The organism is Streptosporangium nanhuense (assembly GCF_059358815.1).
In genome coordinates, this window is the sequence record NZ_JCADBG010000019.1 from 172126 (window position 1) to 193963 (window position 21838).

General features: G+C 74.2%; 19 protein-coding genes. 6 read left to right on the forward strand and 13 right to left on the reverse strand.

All coding sequences use genetic code 11. From position 1 onward, the window contains the following. The 12 genes from AC5L38_RS31805 to AC5L38_RS31860 all read right to left on the reverse strand — a co-directional run bounded on the left by AC5L38_RS31805 (window position 1) and on the right by AC5L38_RS31860 (window position 15368). Complete coding sequence (locus AC5L38_RS31805) at window positions 1-2199, reverse strand: N,N-dimethylformamidase beta subunit family domain-containing protein (protein ID WP_495246497.1); 2199 nt, start codon at window positions 2197-2199, stop codon at window positions 1-3. A gap of 1 nt (window position 2200) precedes the next feature. Further along, the gene (locus AC5L38_RS31810; RefSeq protein ID WP_495246498.1) at window positions 2201-3418 is read right to left on the reverse strand and encodes an ABC transporter permease; all 1218 of its coding nucleotides are present in this window, start codon (window positions 3416-3418) and stop codon (window positions 2201-2203) included. Beyond that, window positions 3415-4551, reverse strand: coding sequence for an ABC transporter permease (locus AC5L38_RS31815; protein ID WP_495246499.1), 1137 nt, complete (start codon window positions 4549-4551; stop codon window positions 3415-3417). Before AC5L38_RS31815 ends, AC5L38_RS31810 begins: the two co-directional genes overlap by 4 nt. Then, window positions 4548-6059 (reverse strand): ABC transporter ATP-binding protein, encoded by a 1512-nt coding sequence (locus tag AC5L38_RS31820; RefSeq protein ID WP_495246500.1) that lies wholly within the window; start codon window positions 6057-6059, stop codon window positions 4548-4550. Before AC5L38_RS31820 ends, AC5L38_RS31815 begins: the two co-directional genes overlap by 4 nt. Further along, a complete protein-coding gene (locus AC5L38_RS31825) occupies window positions 6056-7099 on the reverse strand; it encodes a BMP family lipoprotein (protein ID WP_495246501.1) in 1044 nt (347 codons plus the stop codon). Before AC5L38_RS31825 ends, AC5L38_RS31820 begins: the two co-directional genes overlap by 4 nt. Window positions 7100-7152: 53 nt before the next feature. Continuing rightward, window positions 7153-7971: an HAD family hydrolase gene (locus AC5L38_RS31830; protein ID WP_495246502.1), complete on the reverse strand. Its 819-nt coding sequence runs from the start codon at window positions 7969-7971 to the stop codon at window positions 7153-7155. A gap of 134 nt (window positions 7972-8105) precedes the next feature. Further along, window positions 8106-8993 carry an ATP phosphoribosyltransferase gene (hisG, locus tag AC5L38_RS31835; RefSeq protein ID WP_495246503.1) on the reverse strand — a complete coding sequence of 296 codons (888 nt, stop codon included), beginning with the start codon at window positions 8991-8993 and terminating at the stop codon, window positions 8106-8108. A gap of 4 nt (window positions 8994-8997) precedes the next feature. Next, entirely contained in the window at window positions 8998-9531 is a 534-nt protein-coding gene (locus tag AC5L38_RS31840; protein WP_495246504.1) for an NUDIX hydrolase, read from the reverse strand. Beyond that, on the reverse strand, window positions 9528-11306 hold the full coding sequence (locus tag AC5L38_RS31845; protein WP_495246505.1) for an ABC transporter ATP-binding protein: 1779 nt from the start codon (window positions 11304-11306) through the stop codon (window positions 9528-9530). Before AC5L38_RS31845 ends, AC5L38_RS31840 begins: the two co-directional genes overlap by 4 nt. Beyond that, on the reverse strand, window positions 11299-13053 hold the full coding sequence (locus AC5L38_RS31850) for an ABC transporter ATP-binding protein (protein WP_495246506.1): 1755 nt from the start codon (window positions 13051-13053) through the stop codon (window positions 11299-11301). Before AC5L38_RS31850 ends, AC5L38_RS31845 begins: the two co-directional genes overlap by 8 nt. A 28-nt stretch (window positions 13054-13081) precedes the next feature. After that, on the reverse strand, window positions 13082-14113 hold the full coding sequence (locus AC5L38_RS31855; RefSeq protein ID WP_495246507.1) for a Gfo/Idh/MocA family protein: 1032 nt from the start codon (window positions 14111-14113) through the stop codon (window positions 13082-13084). Further along, window positions 14106-15368 carry an aminotransferase class III-fold pyridoxal phosphate-dependent enzyme gene (locus AC5L38_RS31860; protein ID WP_495246508.1) on the reverse strand — a complete coding sequence of 421 codons (1263 nt, stop codon included), beginning with the start codon at window positions 15366-15368 and terminating at the stop codon, window positions 14106-14108. The genes AC5L38_RS31855 and AC5L38_RS31860 overlap by 8 nt, the downstream gene beginning before the upstream one ends. A gap of 223 nt (window positions 15369-15591) precedes the next feature. Here AC5L38_RS31860 and AC5L38_RS31865 point away from each other — a divergent pair, with 223 nt between their 5' ends. From AC5L38_RS31865 to AC5L38_RS31890, 6 genes are all read left to right on the forward strand, one after another. Further along, window positions 15592-16272: a phosphoribosylaminoimidazolesuccinocarboxamide synthase gene (locus AC5L38_RS31865; protein WP_495246509.1), complete on the forward strand. Its 681-nt coding sequence runs from the start codon at window positions 15592-15594 to the stop codon at window positions 16270-16272. Then, the gene (locus AC5L38_RS31870; RefSeq protein WP_495246510.1) at window positions 16259-16963 is read left to right on the forward strand and encodes an SDR family oxidoreductase; all 705 of its coding nucleotides are present in this window, start codon (window positions 16259-16261) and stop codon (window positions 16961-16963) included. Before AC5L38_RS31865 ends, AC5L38_RS31870 begins: the two co-directional genes overlap by 14 nt. Window positions 16964-16992: 29 nt before the next feature. Next, complete coding sequence (gene hisG, locus AC5L38_RS31875) at window positions 16993-17883, forward strand: ATP phosphoribosyltransferase (RefSeq protein ID WP_495246511.1); 891 nt, start codon at window positions 16993-16995, stop codon at window positions 17881-17883. A gap of 59 nt (window positions 17884-17942) precedes the next feature. Beyond that, window positions 17943-18338: a hypothetical protein gene (locus tag AC5L38_RS31880; protein WP_495246512.1), complete on the forward strand. Its 396-nt coding sequence runs from the start codon at window positions 17943-17945 to the stop codon at window positions 18336-18338. Window positions 18339-18397: 59 nt separating this feature from the next. Further along, window positions 18398-19621, forward strand: a complete 1224-nt coding sequence (locus AC5L38_RS31885; protein ID WP_495246513.1) for an MFS transporter — start codon at window positions 18398-18400, stop codon at window positions 19619-19621. 83 nt (window positions 19622-19704) lie between these two features. Then, window positions 19705-21195, forward strand: coding sequence for a cation:proton antiporter (locus tag AC5L38_RS31890; protein WP_495246514.1), 1491 nt, complete (start codon window positions 19705-19707; stop codon window positions 21193-21195). Between the two features lie 84 nt (window positions 21196-21279). Here AC5L38_RS31890 and AC5L38_RS31895 read toward each other — a convergent pair whose 3' ends face one another. Next, a complete protein-coding gene (locus AC5L38_RS31895) occupies window positions 21280-21447 on the reverse strand; it encodes a hypothetical protein (protein ID WP_495246515.1) in 168 nt (55 codons plus the stop codon). Window positions 21448-21838: the final 391 nt, after the last annotated feature.

Here is a 21838-nt window from a genome sequence, read left to right on the forward strand (position 1 = left end):
TCACTCCTCGGGGGGTTTCGGGGAAAGGAACCGGGACAGGACGTTTCGCGTGACGCGCCGGACGTCGCCGTCGCAGCAGGCGAGACTGGCCACCCAGTTGATGGATCCGGCGGCGAAGACGGCGCCGCCCGCCCGGGTCAGGCGCAGCGTCATGTCGGCGCGGACGGCGTCCGCGCCGAGACGGGCCTCCTCCGGCGCGTTCTGGTAGTGGCCGCCGTGCCCGCCCGCGGACGTGGCGAGCAGCAGGGTGCCGGGCGGGGTGCCGAGGCCGGGGTCGGCGCGGTCGATCTCGTCCCCGGCGGCGCCGCCGAGGGCGAGCCCGTGGCGGCCGACGACCGGCTCGCAGACCCCGGCGAACACCCAGGCCGCCTCGGCGCGGTAGCTGTCGGGCAGGCGCGTGAAGCCGGGAGCCGGGCCCCAGCCCTGGGCGGCGAAGCCGACGCCGAGCAGCTCCTGGGGCGGCAGGCCGCGCTCGCGCCACAACCCGCCGGGCTCTCCGGTGGAGGTGAGGACGTCCTCGCCGGGCTCGTTGTCCCACCAGGCGCCGGTGTGGCCGCGGCGCACCTCGATCGCGTGCGGGTGGCGCGGGTCGACGCCGGTCACCCAGTAGAAGCCGTTGCCGCCCAGGTACATGAGCCGCCCGCCGCCGGACACGTACGACGCGACGGCCTCGCGTTCGGGCGCGCTGACGTACTCGGGGTGGCTGCCGGTCAGCACGACGCGGTAGCGCTCCAGCAGGGCGGCCCCGCCCGCGTGCACGTCCTCGTCGGTCAGGACGTCGAAGGCGAAGCCCTCGGCGCGCAGCCAGCGCAGCAGCAACAGGTCGGCGGCGAAGTGCCGGGGCGCCCCGGTCATCCACCACCGGTAGCCGGGCGTGTGGTTGAGCACCGGGCGCCGCCCGGAGGAGTGGTAGACGGGGCCGCCCTCGCTCCGCTGGTCGTAGAGGGACAGGCCGAGCTCGCGGTGCTCGTTGAGGTAGGCGTCCGTGTCCGACAGCTCGATGCGCCGGTCGGTCACGGACGAGTAGTCGCCGAAGTACTCGGCCTCGCTGGACTGGCGGTGGTTGGCGTAGGCCAGGTAGGTGAACGTCGGCAGGATCACCGCGATCGGGCGCGCCGGGCCGGCGGGCCCGGCCGGGCTCTCCGGGCGCACGACGAGCGGGACGACGTGGGAGTCGCCGCCGGCGCGCACTCGCACGCCGAGCACGGTCGAGCCGGTGCCGGCGGGCACGGTCACCGCGCACGTCCGCGGCCAGCGGGCGTCGTCCAGGTCCTCGGGACTGAGCTGCAGGGCGGTGCGGGCACCGTTTCCGGTGCCGTCTCCACCGCCGTCTTCAACGCCGTTTCCGCCGGGGCCGGCGAGCCCGGCGAGAGGCCGGTTGACGGCGCGGGCGTGGTGGCCGTTGCCGCTGATGTCCGGGACGGCGGGGGCGCCCGGATCGGCGGCCGGGTCCCACAGGGCGACGAGGCCCGTGCCCAGGTGCCGGGCCAGGGCCGGGCCGGTGGTCAGGCCCGTCAGGGCGCCGCAGTCACCGGGGGCGAGCTCGGCCCCGGTCAGCAGGGGCAGCGCCAGGCGCCCGGCGTACGGGTCGCCGTGATCCGCGCCCGCGCCGAGGCGCAGGGTCGCGGTCGCCGGAGACAGCGGCAGGTCCGCCCCGTGCGCGACGGCGTCGTCGTGCGCGCCGCCCCGGACGGCCAGGCGCAGCCGGGTGCCGGACGGCTCCGCGGCCCAGGCGGCCACCAGCAGGGACCACGAGCCGAGGGGGAGGGCCGGGCCGGACCGCACGCGCAGGGAGCCGGACCGGGTCTCGGCGGCGGCCTCGGGGCGCCCGGCCTCGTCCAGGGTGACCAGCAGCCGCCAGCCGCCGGTGTCCAGCTCGGCCACGACCCGGCGGGCACCGGCGTCTTCGCGCCCGTCCTGGTGCCCGTTCTGGCGCCTGTGCGGGCGCAGCCACACCGCGACGCTGCCCCGGGCGGGCGCCGGGACTCCGGTGGCCTCCAGGTGGGAGCCGGTGCGGATGCGCCGCGGCTCGACGGTGACCGGCGTCGCCGGGCCGAGCACGGTCTGGTCCACCAGGTCGGCCAGCTCGACCTCCCCGGCTCCCGCGGGCCCGCTCGCGTGCACGGTCACGTGCTGTCCGGGCGCCGCGGACCAGCGGTCCAGGTAGGCCATCAGCCGGGTTCGCGGCACGTGCGCCATGTCACGCACCTCCCCGCCGGTAGGGCAGGCCGACGTAGGCGGGCATGCGCAGCCTCTGGGCGACCGTGGCCAGCACCAGCAGCGTCGTCAGGTACGGCGTGGCGTAGATGAGCTGGGTGGGCACCGAGCCGGTGCTCTCGAAGATCACGAAGGCGGCGGCGCCGAGCAGTGCCAGGCCGGCCGCCAGGCGGGGCCGCCGCCGCGCGAGGGCGATCGCCGCCGTCCACGCGAGTATCGCGCCCAGCAGCAGCAGGGTGTGCACGGCGCTCGCCTGGCGCAGCTGCACGGCGTCGGCGTAGCCGAACAGCAGCGCCCCGCCCGCCGTGCCGACCGGCCGCCAGTTGCCGAAGATCATGGCGGCGAGCCCGATGAAGCCGCGCCCGCCGGTCTGGCCCTCCTGGTAGAGGCCCGAGGAGACGGTGACGAGGTAGGCGCCGGCGAGACCGGCCAGCCCGCCGGAGACCAGCACGCCGCAGTAGCGCATGCGCTGGACCGGCACGCCGAGCGAGTCGGCCGCGGCCGGGTGCTCCCCGGCCGAGCGCAGCCGCAGCCCGAACGCGGTGTGCCACAGGACGACGACGCTGACCGGGACGAGCACGACGGCGGCCACGGTGAGCCACGACACCTCGTGCAGCAATCCCCGCAGCAGGCCCGCGGCGTCCGCGAGGAGGAAGACGCCGCCGCGCTCCAGGTCGCCCAGCAGGTCGCCGGTGCCCGCGCCGCCCGCCAGCAGCGGCACGCTGACGGTGCCGACCTCGCCCGTGACGGGTGGCGACTGGGTGGCCCCGGCGCCGGGCAGGCCCGCGAACACGACGACGCACAGGAAGCGCGCCACCCCCGCGGCCAGGATGTTGACGGCGATGCCGCACACCACCTGGTCGACGCCGAAGGTGACGGTGACGACGGCGTGCAGCAGGCCGGCGGCGGCACCGCCCAGGACTCCGGCCAGCACCCCGGCCCAGACGCCGTGGAAGTGGCCCGCCCACGCCCCGCACACCGTACCGATGATCATCATGCCCTCGATGCCGAGGTTGGCGACGCCCGCGCGCTCGCTCCACAGCCCGCTCAGGCCCGCCAGCCCGATCGGCACCGCGAGGCGGAGCGCGGCGCCGACCACGCCGGAGCCGGTGAGCGCCTCGCCGGTGAGGACGCGGACGCCCGCCACCGCCAGCAGCACGAGGAGGGCGATCAGCAGCAGCCGCCGCGCCGGCGCGTTCACGGGACCCGTCCCGGTGCAGGGGCCGGCGCGGTGTCCGGCTCGGTCCGCGCGCGCACCAGCCGTGCGGCGCGCCGGCGTTCGGCACGGCGCACCACCTCGTGCGCGACCACGACACTGATCACGATGACGCCCTGCATGATCGTGACGATCTCCTTGGGCACGCCCTCGATGTCGAGGATGAGCGCCGACCGCTCCAGGAAGCCGAAGAGCAGGGCGGCCAGCGCGATGCCGAGCGGGGTGTTGCGGCCGAGGAGGGCCACCGCGATGCCGGTGAAGCCCGCCCCGGCCGGGAAGTCCAGGCCGAAGTGGTGGGCGGTGCCCAGCAGGTGGGGCAGCCCGGCCAGCCCGGCGATCCCGCCCGAGACGAGCATCGTCACGACGGTCATGCGGCGCGGGTCGACGCCGTGGACGCGGGTCGCCGCGGCGTTCAGCCCGCTCATCCGCAGGTCGTGCCCGAACAGCGTCCGGGTGAGCAGCAGGTGCACGGCCACGCCCAGGACGACGGCGCCGAGCACGGCCCCGCCGAGGCTCGCGCCGCCGGGGAGCGTCACCCCGGCCAGGGCCAGCAGGCCGTTCAGCTCGGGCAGGTGGGCCGAGGGCGGCAGCTCGGCGGTCGATCCCGTCGTGCTGCCAGCGGCGAACACCTCGGCCAGCAGGTACGCCACGACCGCGGTGGCGACGTAGTTCAGCAGCAGCGTCGACAGTACCTCCGAGACGCCGCGCCACACCTTGAGCAGCGCGGCCAGCGCGGCCCACGCGGCCCCGGCGAGCACGGCGACCGCGCACATGACGGCCACGTGCAGGGGCGCCGGCAGGTCCAGGCCCGCGCCGGCGGCCGCGGCCAGCAGCGCGGCGAGGCGGTACTGGCCCTCCACGCCGATGTTGAACAGGTTCATGCGGAACGTGACGGCCACCGCGAGACCGGCGAGGAAGTAGATGACCGACCGGTTGACGGCCGAGACGACCGAATCCGGCCGCACGCCGAACTCCAACATCGTCAGGTACGTCCTGCCAGGCGACGCGCCCGCCGCGGCCAGCAGCGCCGTGGCCACGACGAGCGCCAGCAGCAGCGCGAGCGCCGGCGCGGCGAGCGCGCGGGCCACCCCCCGGGTCCGGGCCTTCGCCGTGTTCATCGCGTCCCCGTCATCAGCCGGACCAGGCGTGCCGGGGTGAGCTCGCCGACAGGCAGGGCGGGGGTCAGCCGGCCGCGCAGCATGACCTGCACGCGGTCGCTCAGGGCGAGCACCTCGTCGAGGTCGGCGCTGACCAGCAGGACGGCCAGACCGGCGTCGCGGGCGTCGCGCAGCAGGCCCCAGATGACGGCCTGGGCGCCGACGTCCACGCCGAGCGTGGGGTGGGCGGCCAGCAGCACCTCGGGACGGCCGCGCAGCGCCCGGCCGACGACGAGCTTCTGCTGGTTGCCACCGGACAGCGCGGAGGCCGGGAAGTCGGGGGAGGGGGCGCCGATGCCGAGGCGGGCGCCGATCTCCCCGGCGCTCTCCCGGGCTGCCGCGCGGTCCAGGCGCCACCGGCTGCGACGGCGCAGGTCCTCGCTGCCCAGCATGACGTTCTCCCACAGCGTGGCCGGCAGCGCCAGCGCGTGGCGGTGGCGGTCCTCCGGGATGCACGCCAGCCCGAGCCCGCGACGCTGCCGCACGCCCAGCCGGGTGGCGTCGCGGCCGCCGAGGTGCATGGTCCCGGCGGTGATCTCGCGGGTGCCCACCAGCGCGTCGATCAGCTCGGACTGCCCGTTGCCCTGCACGCCGGCGATGCCCAGGATCTCGCCCCTGGACAGCTCCAGGCCGGCCTCGTGGACGGCGTCGGTGCGCAGGCCGTCCAGGCGCAGCACGACGGGGCCGCTTTCGGCACGCCGGCCCCGCGCGACGGGCGGCAGGTCGCCGCCGGCGATGAGCCGGGTGAGCACGCCCGGGTCGGCGTCGCCGGTGGCGAACTCGCCCACGGCGGTGCCGGCGCGGATGACGGTGATGTGGTCGGAGACGCTGAGCACCTCGTCGAGCTTGTGCGAGATGAACAGCACGGCCAGGCCCCGCGCGCGCAGCTCGGCGAGGCTGGTGAACAGGCGCGTCACCTCGCCGGGCGCGAGCACCGTGGTGGGCTCGTCGAGGATCAGGACGCGCGCGCCCCGGTACAGGGCCTTGAGGATCTCCACCCGCTGCCGCTCGCCCAGGCCCAGGTGCTCGATCCGGGCGCCGGGGTCGACGGCCAGGCCGTAGCGCTCGCCGAGGTCGCGTAGGGCGCGGGCGCTCGCGCGGCGGTCGAGCAGCCCCCGGCGCGAGGTCTCGGCTCCCAGGACCACGTTCTCCAGCACGGTCAGGTTCTCGGCGAGCAGGAAGTGCTGGTGCACCATGCCGATGCCGGCCGCGATGGCGTCGGCGGGCGAGCGGAACCGCACGGGGACGCCGTCGAGCAGCAGGTCGCCGGAGTCGGGCCGCTCCTCGCCGTACAGGACGCGCATGAGGGTCGACTTGCCGGCGCCGTTCTCGCCCACCACGGCGTGCACCTGTCCCGGCCGTACCAGGAGGTTCATGTCGCGGTTGGCGGTGACGCCGGGATAGCGCTTGGTGATGCGGCGCAGCTCGACCAGGGGGACACCGGAGGGGGGCGCCTCGGGACGCGTCATGGCACGACCGGCACGTCGATCTCGCCCGCGATGATCTGCTTCCTGATCTTGTCCAGCCGGGGCCGGATGTCGGCGAGGTCGTCGCCGGTGGTGGCGTAGCCGACGCCGTCCTCGTCGAGCCCGAACTCGCGCACCCCGAAGACGGCCTTGCCCGCCGCCTCCTCCTCGATGATGCTCCGCACCGCGACGTCGATCTGCTTGGTGGCGCTGGTGAGGATCACCTCCGACAATTCCTGGCCGACGGTGCGGCGCTGGTCGACGTCGACGCCGATGGCCCACTTGCGCGCCGCCTTGGCCGCCTGGAAGACGCCGAGCCCCGACGCGCCGGCCGCGTGGTAGACGACGTCGGCGCCGCCGTCGTACATGCCGCGGGCCGCCTCCCGCGCCTTGTCGGGGGAGGAGAACCCGCTGAAGTCGGGCGGCTGCGTCATGAAGACGCTCGACAGCCGGATCTTCGGGTCGATCGCGCGGGCGCCGGCCGCGTACCCGGCCAGGAACTTCTCCTGGGGCGGCGTCTGCACGCCCCCGACGAAGCCGATCCGCCCGGTGGCGGACTTCAGCGCCGCCGCCGCCCCGACCAGGTAGCTGGCCTGTTCCTCGCGGAACACCACGTTGGTGACGTTGGGCAGCTTCACCGTCGCGTCGTCGATGATGACGAAGTGCGTCTTCGGGTACGCGGGCGCGACCTTCGTGAGCGGCTGGGCGTAGAAGAACCCGACGGCCAGGACGGGGTTGTGGCCCGTCTCGGCCAGGAGGCGCAGGATCTCCTCCAGGTCGGAGCCCGCCGCGTTCGGGCTCAGCTCCTTGACCCCGACGCCCAGCTTGGCCCTGGCCTGGTCGACGCCCGCCCCGGCGGAGTCGTTGAAGGACTTGTCGCCGCGCCCGCCCCGGCTGTAGGCGACGCCCACCCGCAGGTCGGAGCCGGCGGCGGCGGCCCCGTTCACCCCCGCCTCGCGGGCGGTGTCCTGCGAGCCTCCGCAGGCCGCGAGCGCGAGCAGGACGCAGAGAACGGTCGACAAGCGGGCGAACAGGCGGGTCATACGCACCTCCCAAGCCGGAACTTCACTCAGAATGCGCACTCATCAGACAAGTGTCAATGCTTCTCTGATAAGTGCTCCAGCCATACGGCGACGCCGTCGTCGTCGTTGGACGCGGTCGTCTCGCGGGCCGCCGCGAGCACCGCCGGATGGGCGTTGGCGACCGCGACCGACGTCCCCGACCAGGTCAGCATGGGCAGGTCGTTGGGCATGTCGCCGAAGGCGATCACGCCCGCGCGGTCGAAGCCGAGCCGGCCCGCCATCGCCTCCAGGGCGGCCGCCTTCGTCACCCCGGCGCGGGTCACCTCGCAGAACACGTCCGCCGACACGGTGACCTCGCACCCGGGCAGCAGCACGCCCACGCTCTCGTAGTACTGGCGGGCCGCCCCCTCCAGCTGGACCATGATCTTGCCGACGCCGTGCCGGTCGATGGCCTCCTCCAGCCTCGGCACCCGCCGGGCGTCGCCGGCCAGCGCGGGGGCCAGCTCGAAGGCGTCCTCCAGCAACAGCTCCAGGTGGCACTCGGCGCCCAGCCGGATGCCGGGGAAGCGCTCGCGCAGCGCCGTCAGCGCCGTCGCCACGTCCGCCTCGGCGAGCGGGTGGTGGTCGACCACCTCCTCCCGGGCGAAGTCGTAGACGACGGAGCCGTTGCCGCAGACCGCGATGGCCGTGTCAGCCGTGTCGGCTGTGTCGGCTGTGTCACCCAGGGCCGCGGCGATGTGCCGGGTGTCGCGGACGGGCCGCGCCGTCGCGACGACGAACACGTGGCCGGCCGCCCGGACGCGGCGCACGGCCGCGCGGGTGCGTTCGGACAGCCCGCCGCGCGAGTCGAGCAGCGTGCCGTCCAGGTCGCAGACGATCATTCGGCGTTCCACGGACGGCACGCTCCTCAGGGCCGGAGGGGTTTCCGCGACGGGGCCCTTGCTGGTGGGTCGCGACCCGGACGACCTCAGGGTCGGCGGGGTTCCCGCCACGGGGTCCCGGCTGATCGGTCGAGGCCCGGGCGACCTCACGGCCGGCGGGGTTCCCGGGACGGGGGCCCCGGCTGGTGGGTCGCGACCCGGCCGACCGGGGACGCCACGACGTCGGCCGCGCCCGCGGCCAGGATGCCGTCGATGGTCTCGGCCACGCCGCGCCGCTCCGCCAGCCCCTGCACCACCACCAGGTCGTCCTCGCGCGGGTCGCCGACGCGCCACGACCGCGGGGGCAGCGCCGGCGCGACGCGCGGCAACTCGCGCGCCGACGTGCGCACCGTCAGCAGCACGTGCGCCGCCCCCGCCCGCACCGAGTCCAGCAGCCGGGCCACCCGCTGGATCCGGGCGCGCTTGCGGGCGTCCCGCCAGGCGTGCGGCCCGGCGACGAGCCGCGGCGCGCAGGTGCGCACCGTGTCGAGGACCCGCAGGCCCGGCGCGAGGGACGCGCCCGGTTCGAGCACCTCGATGACGGCGTCCGCGAGCTCGGGGATCTTGGCATGGCTGGCGCCGTAGGAGTGCACCACCTCGGCCGCCAGTCCCCGGCTGCGCAGGTACTGCCGGCCGATGGCGGGGAACTCGGTGGCCACGCGGGCGCCCGGGGACAGACCGCCGGGACTCCCGGACGGTACGGCCAGCACCAGGCGCCACGGATGGCCCGCCGCCACCGGCTCCACGATCTCGACCTTGGCGCCGGTCTCCTCGATCCAGTCGGTGCCGGCGACGCCGAAGTCGAAGGCGCCCTTCTCCAGGGCCGGCGGGATCTCCCGCGGTTTGAGGAAGACGACCTGGATCGGGCCGCCGTAGTCGATGCTCGCCCGGTAGCTGCGGCCCGAGGTCCGGCGCACGCCGAGCCCGGCGGCGGTGAGAAGGCCCAGAACCGGCCGCTCCAGAGCGGACCCCTTGGGCAGCGCGAGCGAGATCATGTGATCAGCGTCTCCAGGTAGGCGGGGCGTCCCCCCAGGGGGAGCGCATGGCGAGGGCGCGCAGGGCGACGTCGATCATGCCGCTGTCGGTGCCTTCGGCGGCCAGGGCGCGCAGCCGGGCCGCGTCCAGCCAGCCGGCCTCGACGAACTTGTCGTGCTCGATGCGGGGCCGTTCCAGGTCCCCGGTGACGGTGGCGAGCACGTCGATCTCGCGCCGGCGGGTGCCGTCGCCGCCCTCCCAGTCAAACACCTTGACCAGGTCGCCGACCCGGTCGAGGCGCCAGCCGGTCTCCTCGGCGATCTCGCGGGCCAGCGCCGCGCACAGCGTCTCACCGGCCTCCACGTGCCCGCCGACGATGTCCCAGCAGCCGGGGAAGAGCCGGACGTGCGGGGCGCGGCGCTGCAGGAACGCCTCGCCGCGCCGGTTGACCAGGACGGCGCCCACCACGCAGCGCACGCCCTCGGCCGAGGCCTCCCGCTGGATCGTGTCGAACTCCCGCGGGTGCGGCGCGCAGCGGCGCGGCGCCAGGCCGTTCATGCCGTCTCCTGGTGGGCGTAGTAGGTGGCGTACAGGGCGGCGAACGGCCCGTCGCGGCGCAACAGCTCGTCGAAGGGGCCCTCCTCGGCGATCCTGCCACCGTCGAGGACGAGGATCCGGTCGGCCCGCCGGATGGTCGACAGCCGGTGCGCGATGACCAGGACGGTCCGGCCGGCGAACAGCCGCGTCAGCGCGTTCTGGATGCCCCGCTCGGTCAGGGGGTCGACGCTGGCTGTCGGCTCGTCCAGGAGCACGATGTCGGGCTCGCGCACGAACATCCGCGCCACGGCGATGAGCTGCCGCTGCCCGACCGACACCCCCCGGCCGCCGTCGGCGAGCCGGTCGTGCGGGGACATCGGCATGCTGCGCGCCCACACCCGGCGCCCGATCCGGTCGATGGCGCGCTCGACGTCGTCCGGGCCGGCCCCGGCGCGGCCGTAGGCGATGTTCTCGGCGAGCGTGCCGGCGAACACGAACGGGTGCTGCGGGACGACGCCGACACGCCGCCGGTAGGCCGTCAGGTCGAGCGCGCGGACGTCGCGGCCGTCGACGAGCAGCTCGCCGCCCTGGAAGTCGTACGCGCGGGCGATGATCTTGGCGAGGGTGGACTTGCCGCCCCCCGTGCGCCCGACGATCGCCACCGTCTCGCGCGCGGCGATCCTCAGGTCCAGCCCGTCGAAGACGGGGACGCCCGCGCCGTAGCCGAAACACAGGCCGCGCGCCTCGATCTCACCGTCCAGGAGGGGTACCGGCTCCTGTCCCCGCCGGACGGCCGACCCGCGGTCGTCGATCAGCGCGAACACCCGTTCCGCGGCGGCCAGACCCTGCTGGAACAGGCTCCAGAACGCCGCCGCCTGGGTGACCGGCTGCCACAGCATGCCGAGCGCCTGCAGCGCGAAGTACCACTCGCCGGGCGAGAGGCGGCCGAGCACCGCGAAGCGCCCGCCCTGGTAGAGCACGACGGCCGTGGCCAGCCCCGCCAGCAGGGTCAGCACCGGCAGGATGACCGCGTAGATGAGCCCCTGGCGCACGTACACCCGGTACGACAGCCGGTTGACCTCGTCGAAGTCGTCGTAGACGGTCCGCTCGCGGCCGAAGTTCTTGGCGACGGCGATGCCCATCATCGACTCGTGCACGTTGGCGTTGACCCTGGCCATCACCCGCCGGGTGGCGGCCGCCGCCGTGCGGGCGATCCGGCGGAAGGCCAGCGCCGTGCCCAGCAGGAACGGCAGCGCGGCCAGGATGATCAGCCCCAGGCCCGGGTCGGTCCAGAACACCACGCCGCCGAGCAGCAGCACCAGCAGCGACTGGCTGAGCAGGTTCAGGGTGAGCGTCATCACCGAGCCGAAGCCCTCGGTGTCGCCGGTGACCCGGCTGAGCACCCGCCCGACGGAGTTGTCGTCGTGGAAGGCGACGTCCTTGTCCAGCGCGGCGTCGGCGGCCTCGCACTGCAGCCGGTAGACCATGTCGCCGACCAGCCGGGCGGTGACGGCCTGGCGCGCCCAGTTCATCGCCCACGCCAGCACCGCCGCGACGACGACGACCAGGCACAGCCACAGGCCCAGCCCGGCCCCGCCGCCGACCTCGTCGATCAGCCGCGCGATGACGACGGGCACCGAGGCGGTCAGCAGGGCCGACCCCACGACGAGGACGGCGCAGCCCAGCATCGTGCCGCGCCGGGCGCGCAGGTAGGCCAGGATGCGGCCCAGGAGGCGGCGGTTGCCGTACACGCGGTCGTACGAGTCGGCGTGCAGGCCCGCGAACAGGTCAGTCACTGTAGATCTCCCGGTAGAGCGCGCAGCGCGCCATCAGCTCGTCGTGCCCGCCGAGGTCGACGACGCGCCCGGCGTCCAGCAGCAGGATGAGGTCCGCGCGCCGGATCTGGCCCGGCCGGTGCGAGACCAGCACGGTGGTGCGGCCGGCGGTCGCCCGCTCGATCGCCTCGGTGATGGTCGCCTCCGTGCTCGCGTCGATCGCGCTGGTCGCGTCGTCCAGGGTGAGGACGCGCGGGTCGGTGAGCAGCGCCCGGGCGATGGCCAGCCGCTGGCGCTGGCCGCCGGACAGCGTCGTGCCGCCCTCGTTCAGGACGGTGGCGTAGCCGTGCTCCATCGCCTGGACGAACTCGTCGGCGCAGGCCAGCTTGGCCACGCGCATGACGTCCTCGTCGTCGGCACTGCCGGCCGGCGCGCCGAAGGCGATGTTGTCCAGCACGCTCTTGGAGAACAGGAAGATCTCCTGGTCCACGTGGCCGATCTGGCGGCGCAGCGCGCCCGGCTCCCAGTCGCGCACGTCCCGGCCGTCGATCAGCACCCGCCCCTCGTCGGCGTCGTACATGCGGCCGACGAGTTTCAGCAGCATGCTCTTGCCGCTGCCGGTGGGGCCGACGACGGCCAGCGTGCGCCCGGCGGGCAGGTGGAAGGACACCTCGCGCAGGATGTCCTCGCCGTCGTGGCGCAGGGTCACCCGGTCGAAGGTGATCGCGCCCTCGACGGCCGTCGTGACGCCGGTGGTCTCCTCCAGGTCGCCCGGCCCGTCGATGATCTGCCGCATCCGGGCGGCGGCGGCCATTCCCTCCTGGACGACCGGCACGGCCTGCTCCGACAGGGTGACCGGCTGCGCCAGCGACACCAGCCAGCCCAGGTAGGTGACGACCTGCGCGAGCGCCAGCTCGCCCTGGCCGTACAGGTACAGCGAGTGCAGGGCGCCGACGGCCATCGCGACGGCGAAGCTGAGCGCGGGCAGGTAGACGGCCTGCGCCCGGCCGCGCCGCACGAAGGCGTCCCGGTAGGTGGCGGCGGCCCGCCGGAACGCGAGCCGCTCGTGCTCCTCCTGGGTGGCCGCCTTCACGGTGGCGATGCCGGCCAGGGTGGTGGAGAAGCGCTCGTTCAGGTCGGCGAACGTCTCCCGGATGCGCATCGTCAGAGGTTGCAGCCGCCGCAGGTGCAGGTGCAGCGCGATCGCGAACACCACGACCAGCGCGCCGGGGGCGAGCAGGAGCCGGGCGTCCATCGAGGCGATGAACACGATCGGGACCCCCAGGGCCAGCAGCGCGTTGAACGCGGTGGCGACGCCCGGGCTGAACATGTAGTCGACGAGCCGCGCGTCGTTGATGGCACGGGCCATGATGTCGCCGACGCGCTGCTGGTCGTGGAACGACATGCGCTTGGCGAGCAGGCTGCGGTAAAGCTCGTCGCGCACGTCGCGTTTGACCCGCTGGGCGACGACCTCCATCGAGCCGTGCGACAGCAGGTCGGCGGCGAACCGGCCGGCCGCCAGCAGCGCGGTGGCGACCGCCGCGGCGGCCAGCACGCCGAGGTCGCCGCGCCCGCCGGTCGCCTCGGCGAACGCCGCGCCGATCTGGACCGGCACCAGCGTCGTGCACACGTTCGCCGCCACCGCCGCCACCGTGAACACCAGCAGCAGCGGCCGGTGCGCGCGCAGCCGGGCGGCGACCCACCCGAGCACGGCCGGCGACGCGACCGGCCGTGCCCCGCCCCGGCCCGCCGGTCGCGTCTGGCCCATGAGCCCCCCTCCGTGGTCACCGGCCGGCCTACGCGGAGGCGTGGACCGTGTCCTTCAGGTATCCCAGGCCGTTCTTGCCGGCCCGCTCGACCTCCTCCATCACCTGGTCGGCGAGCACGGAGGCGGCCAGCGCGTCCGCGACCGACGGCGTGTCGTCCGGACGGGTGGCGCCGTCCCGGCAGGAGGCCACGAACGCCTCCAGCTCCGGCCCGAAGCCGCTCCGGCCCCAGCCGTGGTCGAGGTTCTTCGTGCCGTGCAGCTCCTGGCCCAGCGGCAGGCCGTCGGCCAGGTCGAGGGTGACCCGCTCCAGGGACGGGGCGCTGTAGCGGCTGCCGTCCATGCCCTGCACCATGACGCCCACGAGGAACCGCCTGACGTGGTTGCCCATCCGCAACGTCGACAGGGACCCGTCGCGGTGCCGGACGAACACGTTCACCTGGAAGCGGTCGCCCGCGCCCGGGATGACGTGCGCGTCCACCTGGACGGCGGGGGAGGGGGTGAACCAGCGGGCCAGGTCCAGGGCGTGCACCCCGTTGTGCCGGATCCACGCCTCCAGCGTCGTGTCCACGCCCCACTGCGGGGCCGAGGGATGACGGCTGTAGAAGTCGATCGTCACCGAGCACGAGGTCGCCCGGGCGTCGCGGCTCAGCTCGTGCAGCCGCCGCAGCGTCTCGGCGTAGCGGAAGTTGAAGCCCACCTGGACGTGCCGGCCGCCGCGGTCCACGACGTGGTGCAGGTCCTGCAACGCGGGCGTCGACGGCCCGGCCGGCTTCTCCACGAAGCAGTCGACGCCGCCCTCCACCAGCTGGCGGGTCAGCCGGTACGACGGCTCGGGCGGCACCGCGATGACGGCCCCGTCCACGGTGTCCAGGTCGAGCGCGTCGATCGAGTCGGCGCAGACCGCCGCCCCGGACTCCTCCTGCAACTCCTTGGCCAGGGACAGGTCGGGGTCGACGCAGGCCACGATCTGGTGGCCGCGCACGCGCCGCAGGAACGGCAGGAGGTTCTCGCGCATCTGCCGGCCGCAGCCGACCAGGGCCAGGCGCGGGCGGTCAGTCACGGCCGGCCTCCACTGTCGCGTTCCACCGCTCGAAGGCGCGGCGCGCCCGGTCGCGCAGCTCGTCCGGGTCGATCTCCCGGTGGGCCAGGCTGACGAACGACGGGTGCCCTTCGAGGAGCAGGATGCCGGCGCCGGTGAGCGCGGCGAGCAGCGCCTCACGCCGGGCCTTGTCGCCCAGCAGCGCGTCGTCGTGGTAGACCAGCTCGAACATCCCGCCGCCGAGGACGGGGCGGGCGCCGACCAGGGCCGCCACGCCGGCGTCCTCGGCCGCCGCGGTGAGGGTGGCCGCCACCTGCGTGCCGATCCGGCCGATCTCGGCCCACCCGTCCGGCGCGTCGCCGATGGGTTTTTCCAGGATGTCGCGTGTCGCCAGCGCCGCGTACACGGCGATCATCTCCTTGGAGAACGTGCCGCTGAGCCGGGCCCGCTCGGCGTCGGCCAGCAGCTCGGCGTCGCCCACCACCAGGCTCAGCGGCGCCCCGTTGGCCAGCGCCTTGCCGATCACGGTGAGGTCCGAGCCGATGGCGTTGTCGTGGTCGTAGCCGAGCGGCGAGACGCGGCCGCCGGTCTTGGTCTCGTCGAAGACGGTCAGCAGGCCGGCGTCCCGGCACATCGCGACGGCCCGCCGCAGCACCTCGGGCGTGGTGAACGAGGCCAGGTAGGCGTCGAAGACGAAACAGCCGAGCCGGTCCCGGTACCGTTCCAGGATCTCGGCCAGCGACTCCAGCCGCAGGTCGACCCAGTTCAGCGCGGGCTCGGTCTCGCCGATGCCGCGCATCGCCTCGGTGTAGCGCAGTTTCCCGCGCAGCGGCGAGTGCAGCGGCTCGTGCCATTTGAGGGAGTTGGCGATCTGGGAGTCGTGCCAGCCGATGTAGCCGCTGCGCAGCACCCCCAGCCGGCCGTTGCGCATCGCGGCCAGCCGCAGGGTCGCGGTGACCGCCTCGGACGCGGTCTTGAAGAACGCGCCCCGGTCCCCGGTCCGCTCGCCGAGCAGCCGCTCCAGGTACTCGGAGTGGAAGGTCGTGTAGCCCGGCATCATCACGCCGTTACCGAGATAGCCGCTCAGAATTTCATTGAAGAGTTCGTCCGAGTGGCCGATTATCACCGGCCCGTATCCCATGACGAAGTCGATGTACGTCTTCCCGTTCGCGTCCGAAACCTCTCCCCCCTTCCCCTGTGTGAACAGGAGCTGGCGTCCTTCGGACCGGAACTTACGAGTGATCTTCGAGTGCGCTATTCGCTCATTTTGCGACAAGATCTTCTCCCTCCCCGGATTTTCGTGAATAAGATCATGCGCTTAATTTCCGAGACCGTAGCGGCGGGCTTCGAGCAGGGTCAAGGTGAACTTTTTTCTAGGTTTACAAGGCTGTAATACGACTGCAACGGTCGAAGCGGTGGGACGAGCCGAACTCCGATAAGGAGGCGATGTGGACCACGGATCGAGCCGGCGAATTCCGATCTCCGAAATACCCGGAACGGTGCGGCCGGATATTGTCGGGCGCAGTAAGCGCCTGTGGCGGCTGCCCGATGGGCAGTGTCTCGTGCAGATAGTCCCCAGCCTGCGTAGTTTCACCTACCAGCGCGACGAAATGGTGGAGCGCACCGGGCCGCTGCGGCTGACTTTCTACGAAAGGGCCGCGGCCCGGATCGAGGCGGCCGGGGTGGCGTGCGCGTTCCGCGAGCGGGTCGGCCCGGACACCTACCTCGCCGACTACTGCCCGGCCCCGCCCTTCGAGGTCATCGTGAAGAACCGGTCCACCGGGTCGACCACGCGCAAGTACCCCGGCCTGTTCGAGGACGGCGCACGGCTGCCGCGCCCGGTCGTGAAGTTCGACTACCGGGTCGACCCGGAGGACCAGCCGATCGGCGAGGACTACCTGCGCGTCCTCGGGCTGCCCGTCGAGGAGATGCGCGAGCGCGCCCTGGCCGTCAACGAGGCGCTGCGCTCCTGGCTGCACCCCGTGGACGTCTGGGACATGTGCCTCATCTTCGGCGTCACCGCCGAGGGCGGCCTCAGCGTCATCTCCGAGATCTCGCAGGACTGCATGCGGCTGCGGCACGAGGACGGGTCCCCGCTGGACAAGGACCTGTTCCGCAACGGTGTCGACGCCGACGAGATCGTCAACCAGTGGAGTCGCATCCTCGATGTCATCAGATGACGGCCGGGTGGCACTGATCACCGGTACCAACCGGGGCAGCGGCCGGGCCATCGCCGAGGAGCTGCGCGGGCGCGGGTTCCGCGTCTTCTCCCTGAACCGCTCCCTCGCCGGCGCGGACTGGCTCGGCGAACGGCGCTGCGACGTGTCCCGGCCCGCGGAGATCAGATGGGCCGTCGCCGACGTCCTGGCCGAGGCGGGGCGGGTGGACGTCTGCGTGTCCAACGCCGTCGACCGGGTCCTGGACCCGATCGCCGACCTGCGCGAGGCCGACTGGGAACGCCTGGTGGCGATCAACCTCAGCGCCGGCTTCCACCTCCTGCAGGCGGTGCTGCCGGCGCTGCGGGCCCGTCGCGGCGTCTTCGTCGCGATGGGCAGCCACGCCGGCACCCGCTACTTCGAGGGCGGCGCCGCCTACAGCGCCACCAAGGCCGGGCTGAAGGCGCTGGTCGAGACGCTGCTGCTGGAGGAGCGGCGCAACGGCGTGCGCGCCTGCCTCGTCTCGCCCGGCGCCATCGCCAACCTCGACGGCGACGACGACCCGTACAAGATGAGCACGCGCTCGATCGCCCGCTGCGTCGGCACCATCGTCGACTCCTGGCCCACCGACCTCGTCGTCGGCGAGATCGAGGTGCGCCCCGCCGAGCTGGCGACGCCGCCGATCATCGGCATCGACCGGCTGCTCCACGTCTGACACGCAGTCCGCCACGCGAAGGAGGAAGCATGATCTCGCTCGCCCTGCCGACGGGATCCCTGGAACGGCGGGCCCTGGAGCTCTTCGCGGCCGCCGGTCTCGACGTGCGACGGCCCTCCGAACGCTCCTACCGGGGCACCATCGAGTACGCGGGCACCGTGCGGGTCGCGTTCTACAAGCCGCGCGAGATCCCGCTCGTCGTCCAGAGCGGCTCCTTCGACGTGGGGCTCACCGGCGCCGACTGGATCGAGGAGACCGGCGCCGAGGTCGAGGTGGTCGAGTCGTTCGACTACTCCCGCAACACCGAGAGGCCGTGGCGGCTCGTCCTCGCCGTGCCCGCCGACCACCCGGCGACCAGCGTGGCCGACCTCGACGACGGCGTCCGCATGGCCACCGAGTACCCCAACATCGGCCGCCGCTTCTTCCAGGACGCCGGGCGGCGCGCCGAGGTGGTCGTCTCCTACGGCGCCACCGAGGCCAAGATCCCCGAGCTGGCCGACGTGATGGTCGACGTCGTGGAGACCGGGCACTCGCTCCAGCAGAACAACCTGCGCATCATCGAGACGATCCGCACCTGCGGCGCCCAGCTCATCGCCAACCCCGCCGCGTACGCCGACGAGGGGAGGCGCACCGTCATCCGGAAGATCGCCAGGCTGCTGCGCGGCGCCTGGACCGGCCCGGCGAACGTGCTGCTGACGGTCCGCGCCCCCGCCGACCGCCTGCCGGAGGTCACCCTGGCCATGCCGGGGCGCTCGTGGCGGGCGGGGGCGGAGCTGGTCGACGAGAACATGGTCGTCCTGCAGGGCGTGCTGTCCAGCCGGGACGTGCCGGAGACGATCGACGTCCTGCTGTCGGCCGGCGCCGTCAACGTCACCGAGACCGGAATCGGCATCCTCGCCACGAACGCGACGCGGCCGTGACACCGGGAACACCGAGGACGCCGGAAACGCCGGGGGCGCCGCCGACGCCGGCCCGTCCCGTGGACGACCGGCTGCTGCCCGCCGACGGCGCCGGGTGGCGGCCGGGCTCGGCGACGCTCGACCTGCGGCTCGCCGGGGACGCTCCCGCCGTCCTCCACCACCTGGAGGTGGACGCCGTCCTCGTGGTCGACGTGGACGAACGCGCCGACATCCTGGACGTCGACCTCGTCGGCCTGCCGCCCGAACTGCTCGCCCCGCTGAGCCGCTACACCGCCCCCGCCCACCCGTCGGCCCGCTGCGGCCCGGTCGCCCTGGACCAGGACGCCGCCAGGTTGTGGCTCCACATCCGCGACGGCCGCCGCGCGGCGCGGCACCGGCAGCCCGCGCTCGTCCGCCTCTCCTTCGCCGGTCCGCGCCTCGTCGCGGTCCGGGCCGTCCGGGCCGTGCCGGGTTGACCGGCGCGCGAGAGCACGATGACCATTGAGCCGCCGTGACATCGTGCGAAGGAGAGACCGTGAAGTCTGAGCCAGCCCCGGACGCGACCGTGCCGCCCGCGCAGCACGGGCGGCGCTCGCGGTGGGCGACCATCGGCGTCGTCTACCTCGGCGGCGTCGTCGCCGCCATGAGCCTGGGCAAGTTCGCCCCCGTCGGGCCGGCGGTGACCGACCAGCTGTCGCTGTCCCTGTCACAGCTGGGCTGGGTCATCTCGGCGGTCGTCGGCGTCGGCGCCGTCTTCGGCCTGCCCGGCGGCTACCTGATGCGCCGCTTCGGCGCGCACGGGTCGCTGCTGTACGGCCTCGTCCTGATCGCCGTGGCGAGCGCGGCGAGCGTCCTGGTCGGCGACTTCGCCGGGCTGCTCGTCGCCCGCGTCGTCGAGGGCTTCGGCTACCTGCTGGTCACCATCGCCGGGCCGGTGCTCGTCCTGCGCCTGGCCGACGAGCGCGACCGCAGTGCCGCCCTGTCGATCTGGGCCACGTTCGTCTCCGTGGGCCTGTTCGCCAGCACGCTCGTCGGCGGCGCAGCCGGCGACGCCCTCGGCTGGCGCGGCTGGATCGGCCTGCTCGCCGGCCTCACCCTCCTCACGGCGGTGGCCGTGTGGCTGCGGCTTCCCCGCCCGGGGGCCGGTCCGCGGGCGGTCGCCGGGCCCGTCCCCCGGCTGCGCGCGCTGCGGTGGCCCGGCGTGCTGGCCGCCTCGTTCTGCCTGACCGCGCTGGTGACCATCCCGGTGATCGTGCTGCTGCCCACGCTCCTCATCGACCAGCACGGGCAGTCGGCCGCCGGCGCGGGCGCGAGCACCTCGGTGATCTCGCTGCTCAGCGCGGCCGGCGGGCTGCTCGCCGGCATGCTGCTGCGCCGCGGCACCCGGGTCGGCGTCATCGCGCTGTTCGGCCTGCTCGCCGTGCCCGCCGCCTGGCTCGTGTACGGCGGCGGCCCGCTCTCCGGCGTGCTCGCCGGCGCCGGGACGCTGTCGCTCGCCAACGGGTTCCTCGCCGCCCTCGTCTTCGCGGCCCTGCCGCTGATCCTGGAGCGGCTCGACCACGCCGACGTCGGCAGCGGCCTGGTCGCCCAGGCGGGCAGCCTCGGCTCGCTGCTCGGCCCGCCGATGTTCGGCGAGGTCGCGGCCACGTTCGGCTTCGCGGCGCTCGTGCCGGTCATCGCCGGCGGGCTCGTCGCCGCCGTCGCCGCGCTGCTGCTGGCCGGCGGCCGCGCCGTGGAGCGTCCACCGGGCGCCGCCTGAACCACCACTCGCACGCCGAGAACGCCGAGAACGCCGAGAACGCCGAGAACGCCGAGAACGCCGAGAACGCGGAGGACCGACAGGTGCGACCCGACGTGCACGCGCGCGGCGAGAGCCCGCTCGAGGAGGCCGAAGGCCGCCTGCTGCCCGCCCCCGCCCGCGCGCTGACGCTGGCGGGAGTGCTGATCGTCGTGGCCGCGGGGTCGCTCCTGCTCGTCATGGTCGCCGGCTCCGGGGTGGCGCCCGCCGTGCCCGCGCCGCCGCCCGGCGCCGAGACGGGCCCCGCCCAGCCCATCCTGCGCCTGTTCCTGGCCGTCGCCGTCATCGGCGGCCTCGCCTCCCTCGGCGGCCGCCTGGCCCGCCGCCTTGGCCAGCCCGCGGTGGTGGGGGAGATCGCGGCCGGGCTGCTGCTGGGGCCGTCCGTGCTGGGCTCGATCGCGCCGGCGGTGACCGGCCTGATCCTGCCGGAGTGGGCGCACCCGCACCTCGACCTGCTCGCCCAGGCCGGCTTGGTGATCTTCATGTTCACCGTGGGCACCGAGTTCGACACCGCCGCCCTCGGCCGTCAGCGCACCGTCATCGGGGTCGCCTCCCTGGCCATGGTCGCCGTCCCGTTCGCGCTGGGCGTGCTCGCCGCCCTGCCGTTCGCCGCCGACCTCGCGGGCCCCTCCGGCGGTGGTGCCGCGTTCGTGTTGTTCGTCGGTACGGCGCTCAGCGTCACCGCGTTCCCCGTCCTGGCCCGCATCCTCCAGGAGTCGGGGCTGGCGGGGACGCGGCTGGGCACCCTGGCGATCGTCTGCGCGGGCGTCGCCGACGTGCTCGCCTGGTGCGCGCTGGCCGCCGTCGTCGCGCTCGCGCACGCGCGCTCGGCCGTGGGCGTCCTGACGACGATCGCGCTGACGGCCGCGATCGTCCTGGCCGTGCTCCTCGTGCTGCGCCCGCTGCTGCGGGCCCTGGCGGCGAGGTACGCGGCGGTCACGCTGCCCACGCCCGCCGGGCTCGTCCTCGTCCTCGGGCTGATCTTCGTGCTGTCGGCCGCGACGGACGTCGCCGGTGCCCACGCCATCTTCGGCGCCCTGCTCGCGGGCATCGCGCTGCCCCGTGACGCGCCGGTGCTCGGCGCCGTGCCGCAGCGGCTGGGTGCCCTCAACCGGGTCCTGCTGCTGCCGGTGTTCTTCGCCTCGATCGGCCTGCAGACGAACGTGTTCCTGGCCTTCGACGAGCCGGTGGTGCTCGCCGGCGGGGCGATCCTGCTGGTGGCCGCCGTGCTCGGCAAGCTCGGCACCGCCGCCGTGATCGCCTGGGTCGGCGGCATGCCGGGCCGGCTCGCCGTGGGGCTGGGGGTGCTCATGAACGCGCGGGGCATCACGGAGATCGTCGTGTTGAGCACGGGGCTGGGCATCGGGGTGATCTCGTCGGGGACGTTCACCGTCCTGGTGATGATGGCGTTGCTCACCACGGTGATGACCGTGCCGGCGCTGCGGCTGCTACGGCTGTTCCAGCCGGACGGGCAGGTGAGCGCCGCGGATGTGTCGTCGCATCCGTATCGCGTCAAGGCCCGCCCCCTTCCCTGAGAACTCCCAGAGAACTCCTGAGAACGCGCCGGCCGGGTTCGCCGCGGGTGACGGCCGGCGCCTCGGCTTCCCCGGCTTGCTCCTTCAGCGCGGCGGCATGTCCCCTCCGGCGTCCGCGCTTCGTTCGGGCGTGCTCCGTTCGGCCGTGCTCCGTTCGAGCGTGGCGAGGAAGCTCTCGGCGGCTTCGTGGACCCGGTCCCGGTCGCCGGTGGCGAGCAGGTCGAGCAGCAGCCCGCGGATCGTGGCGATCACGAGGGTGGTCGTGCGCGTCGCCGTCGCCGGGTCGGTGCTGCACGCGGTCGGCGACGAGGGCGTCCCGATCCGGAAGGTCGCCGAGGTCTTCGCGTCACACCTCGGCGTTCCCTCACCCCCGAGCAGGCCGAGGAGGCCGAGGAGGCCGAGGAGGCCAGGAGTACGTCGGCCGGCTCGGCGGCTTCTGGGGAGTCGACGGCCCCGCCTCGGCTCGGATCACTCGTGACCTGCTCGGATGGCGGCCGACCGGTCCGGGGCCGATCGCCGACCTGAAGGAGGGGCACTACTTCGCCTGAGCGCGTCCGGACGCCCCTCGCCGCCTCGCCGCCCCGATGCCGCGCCCCCTCCCGCGCCCTCGACGGGCGTCGAAGCCGGCGTCGAGGTCGGCACC

Bases quoted from the DNA above. Each gene is read 5' to 3' on its own strand.
- AC5L38_RS31870 (WP_495246510.1), top strand. From the start codon at position 16,259: ATGTCATCAGATGACGGCCGGGTGGCACTGATCACCGGTACCAACCGG.
- AC5L38_RS31820 (WP_495246500.1), bottom strand. From the start codon at position 6,059: ATGACGCGTCCCGAGGCGCCCCCCTCCGGTGTCCCCCTGGTCGAGCTG.
- AC5L38_RS31805 (WP_495246497.1), bottom strand. From the start codon at position 2,199: ATGGCGCACGTGCCGCGAACCCGGCTGATGGCCTACCTGGACCGCTGG.
- AC5L38_RS31840 (WP_495246504.1), bottom strand. From the start codon at position 9,531: ATGAACGGCCTGGCGCCGCGCCGCTGCGCGCCGCACCCGCGGGAGTTC.
- hisG (WP_495246511.1), top strand. From the start codon at position 16,993: ATGATCTCGCTCGCCCTGCCGACGGGATCCCTGGAACGGCGGGCCCTG.
- AC5L38_RS31850 (WP_495246506.1), bottom strand. From the start codon at position 13,053: ATGGGCCAGACGCGACCGGCGGGCCGGGGCGGGGCACGGCCGGTCGCG.
- AC5L38_RS31825 (WP_495246501.1), bottom strand. From the start codon at position 7,099: ATGACCCGCCTGTTCGCCCGCTTGTCGACCGTTCTCTGCGTCCTGCTC.
- AC5L38_RS31815 (WP_495246499.1), bottom strand. From the start codon at position 4,551: ATGAACACGGCGAAGGCCCGGACCCGGGGGGTGGCCCGCGCGCTCGCC.
- hisG (WP_495246503.1), bottom strand. From the start codon at position 8,993: ATGATCTCGCTCGCGCTGCCCAAGGGGTCCGCTCTGGAGCGGCCGGTT.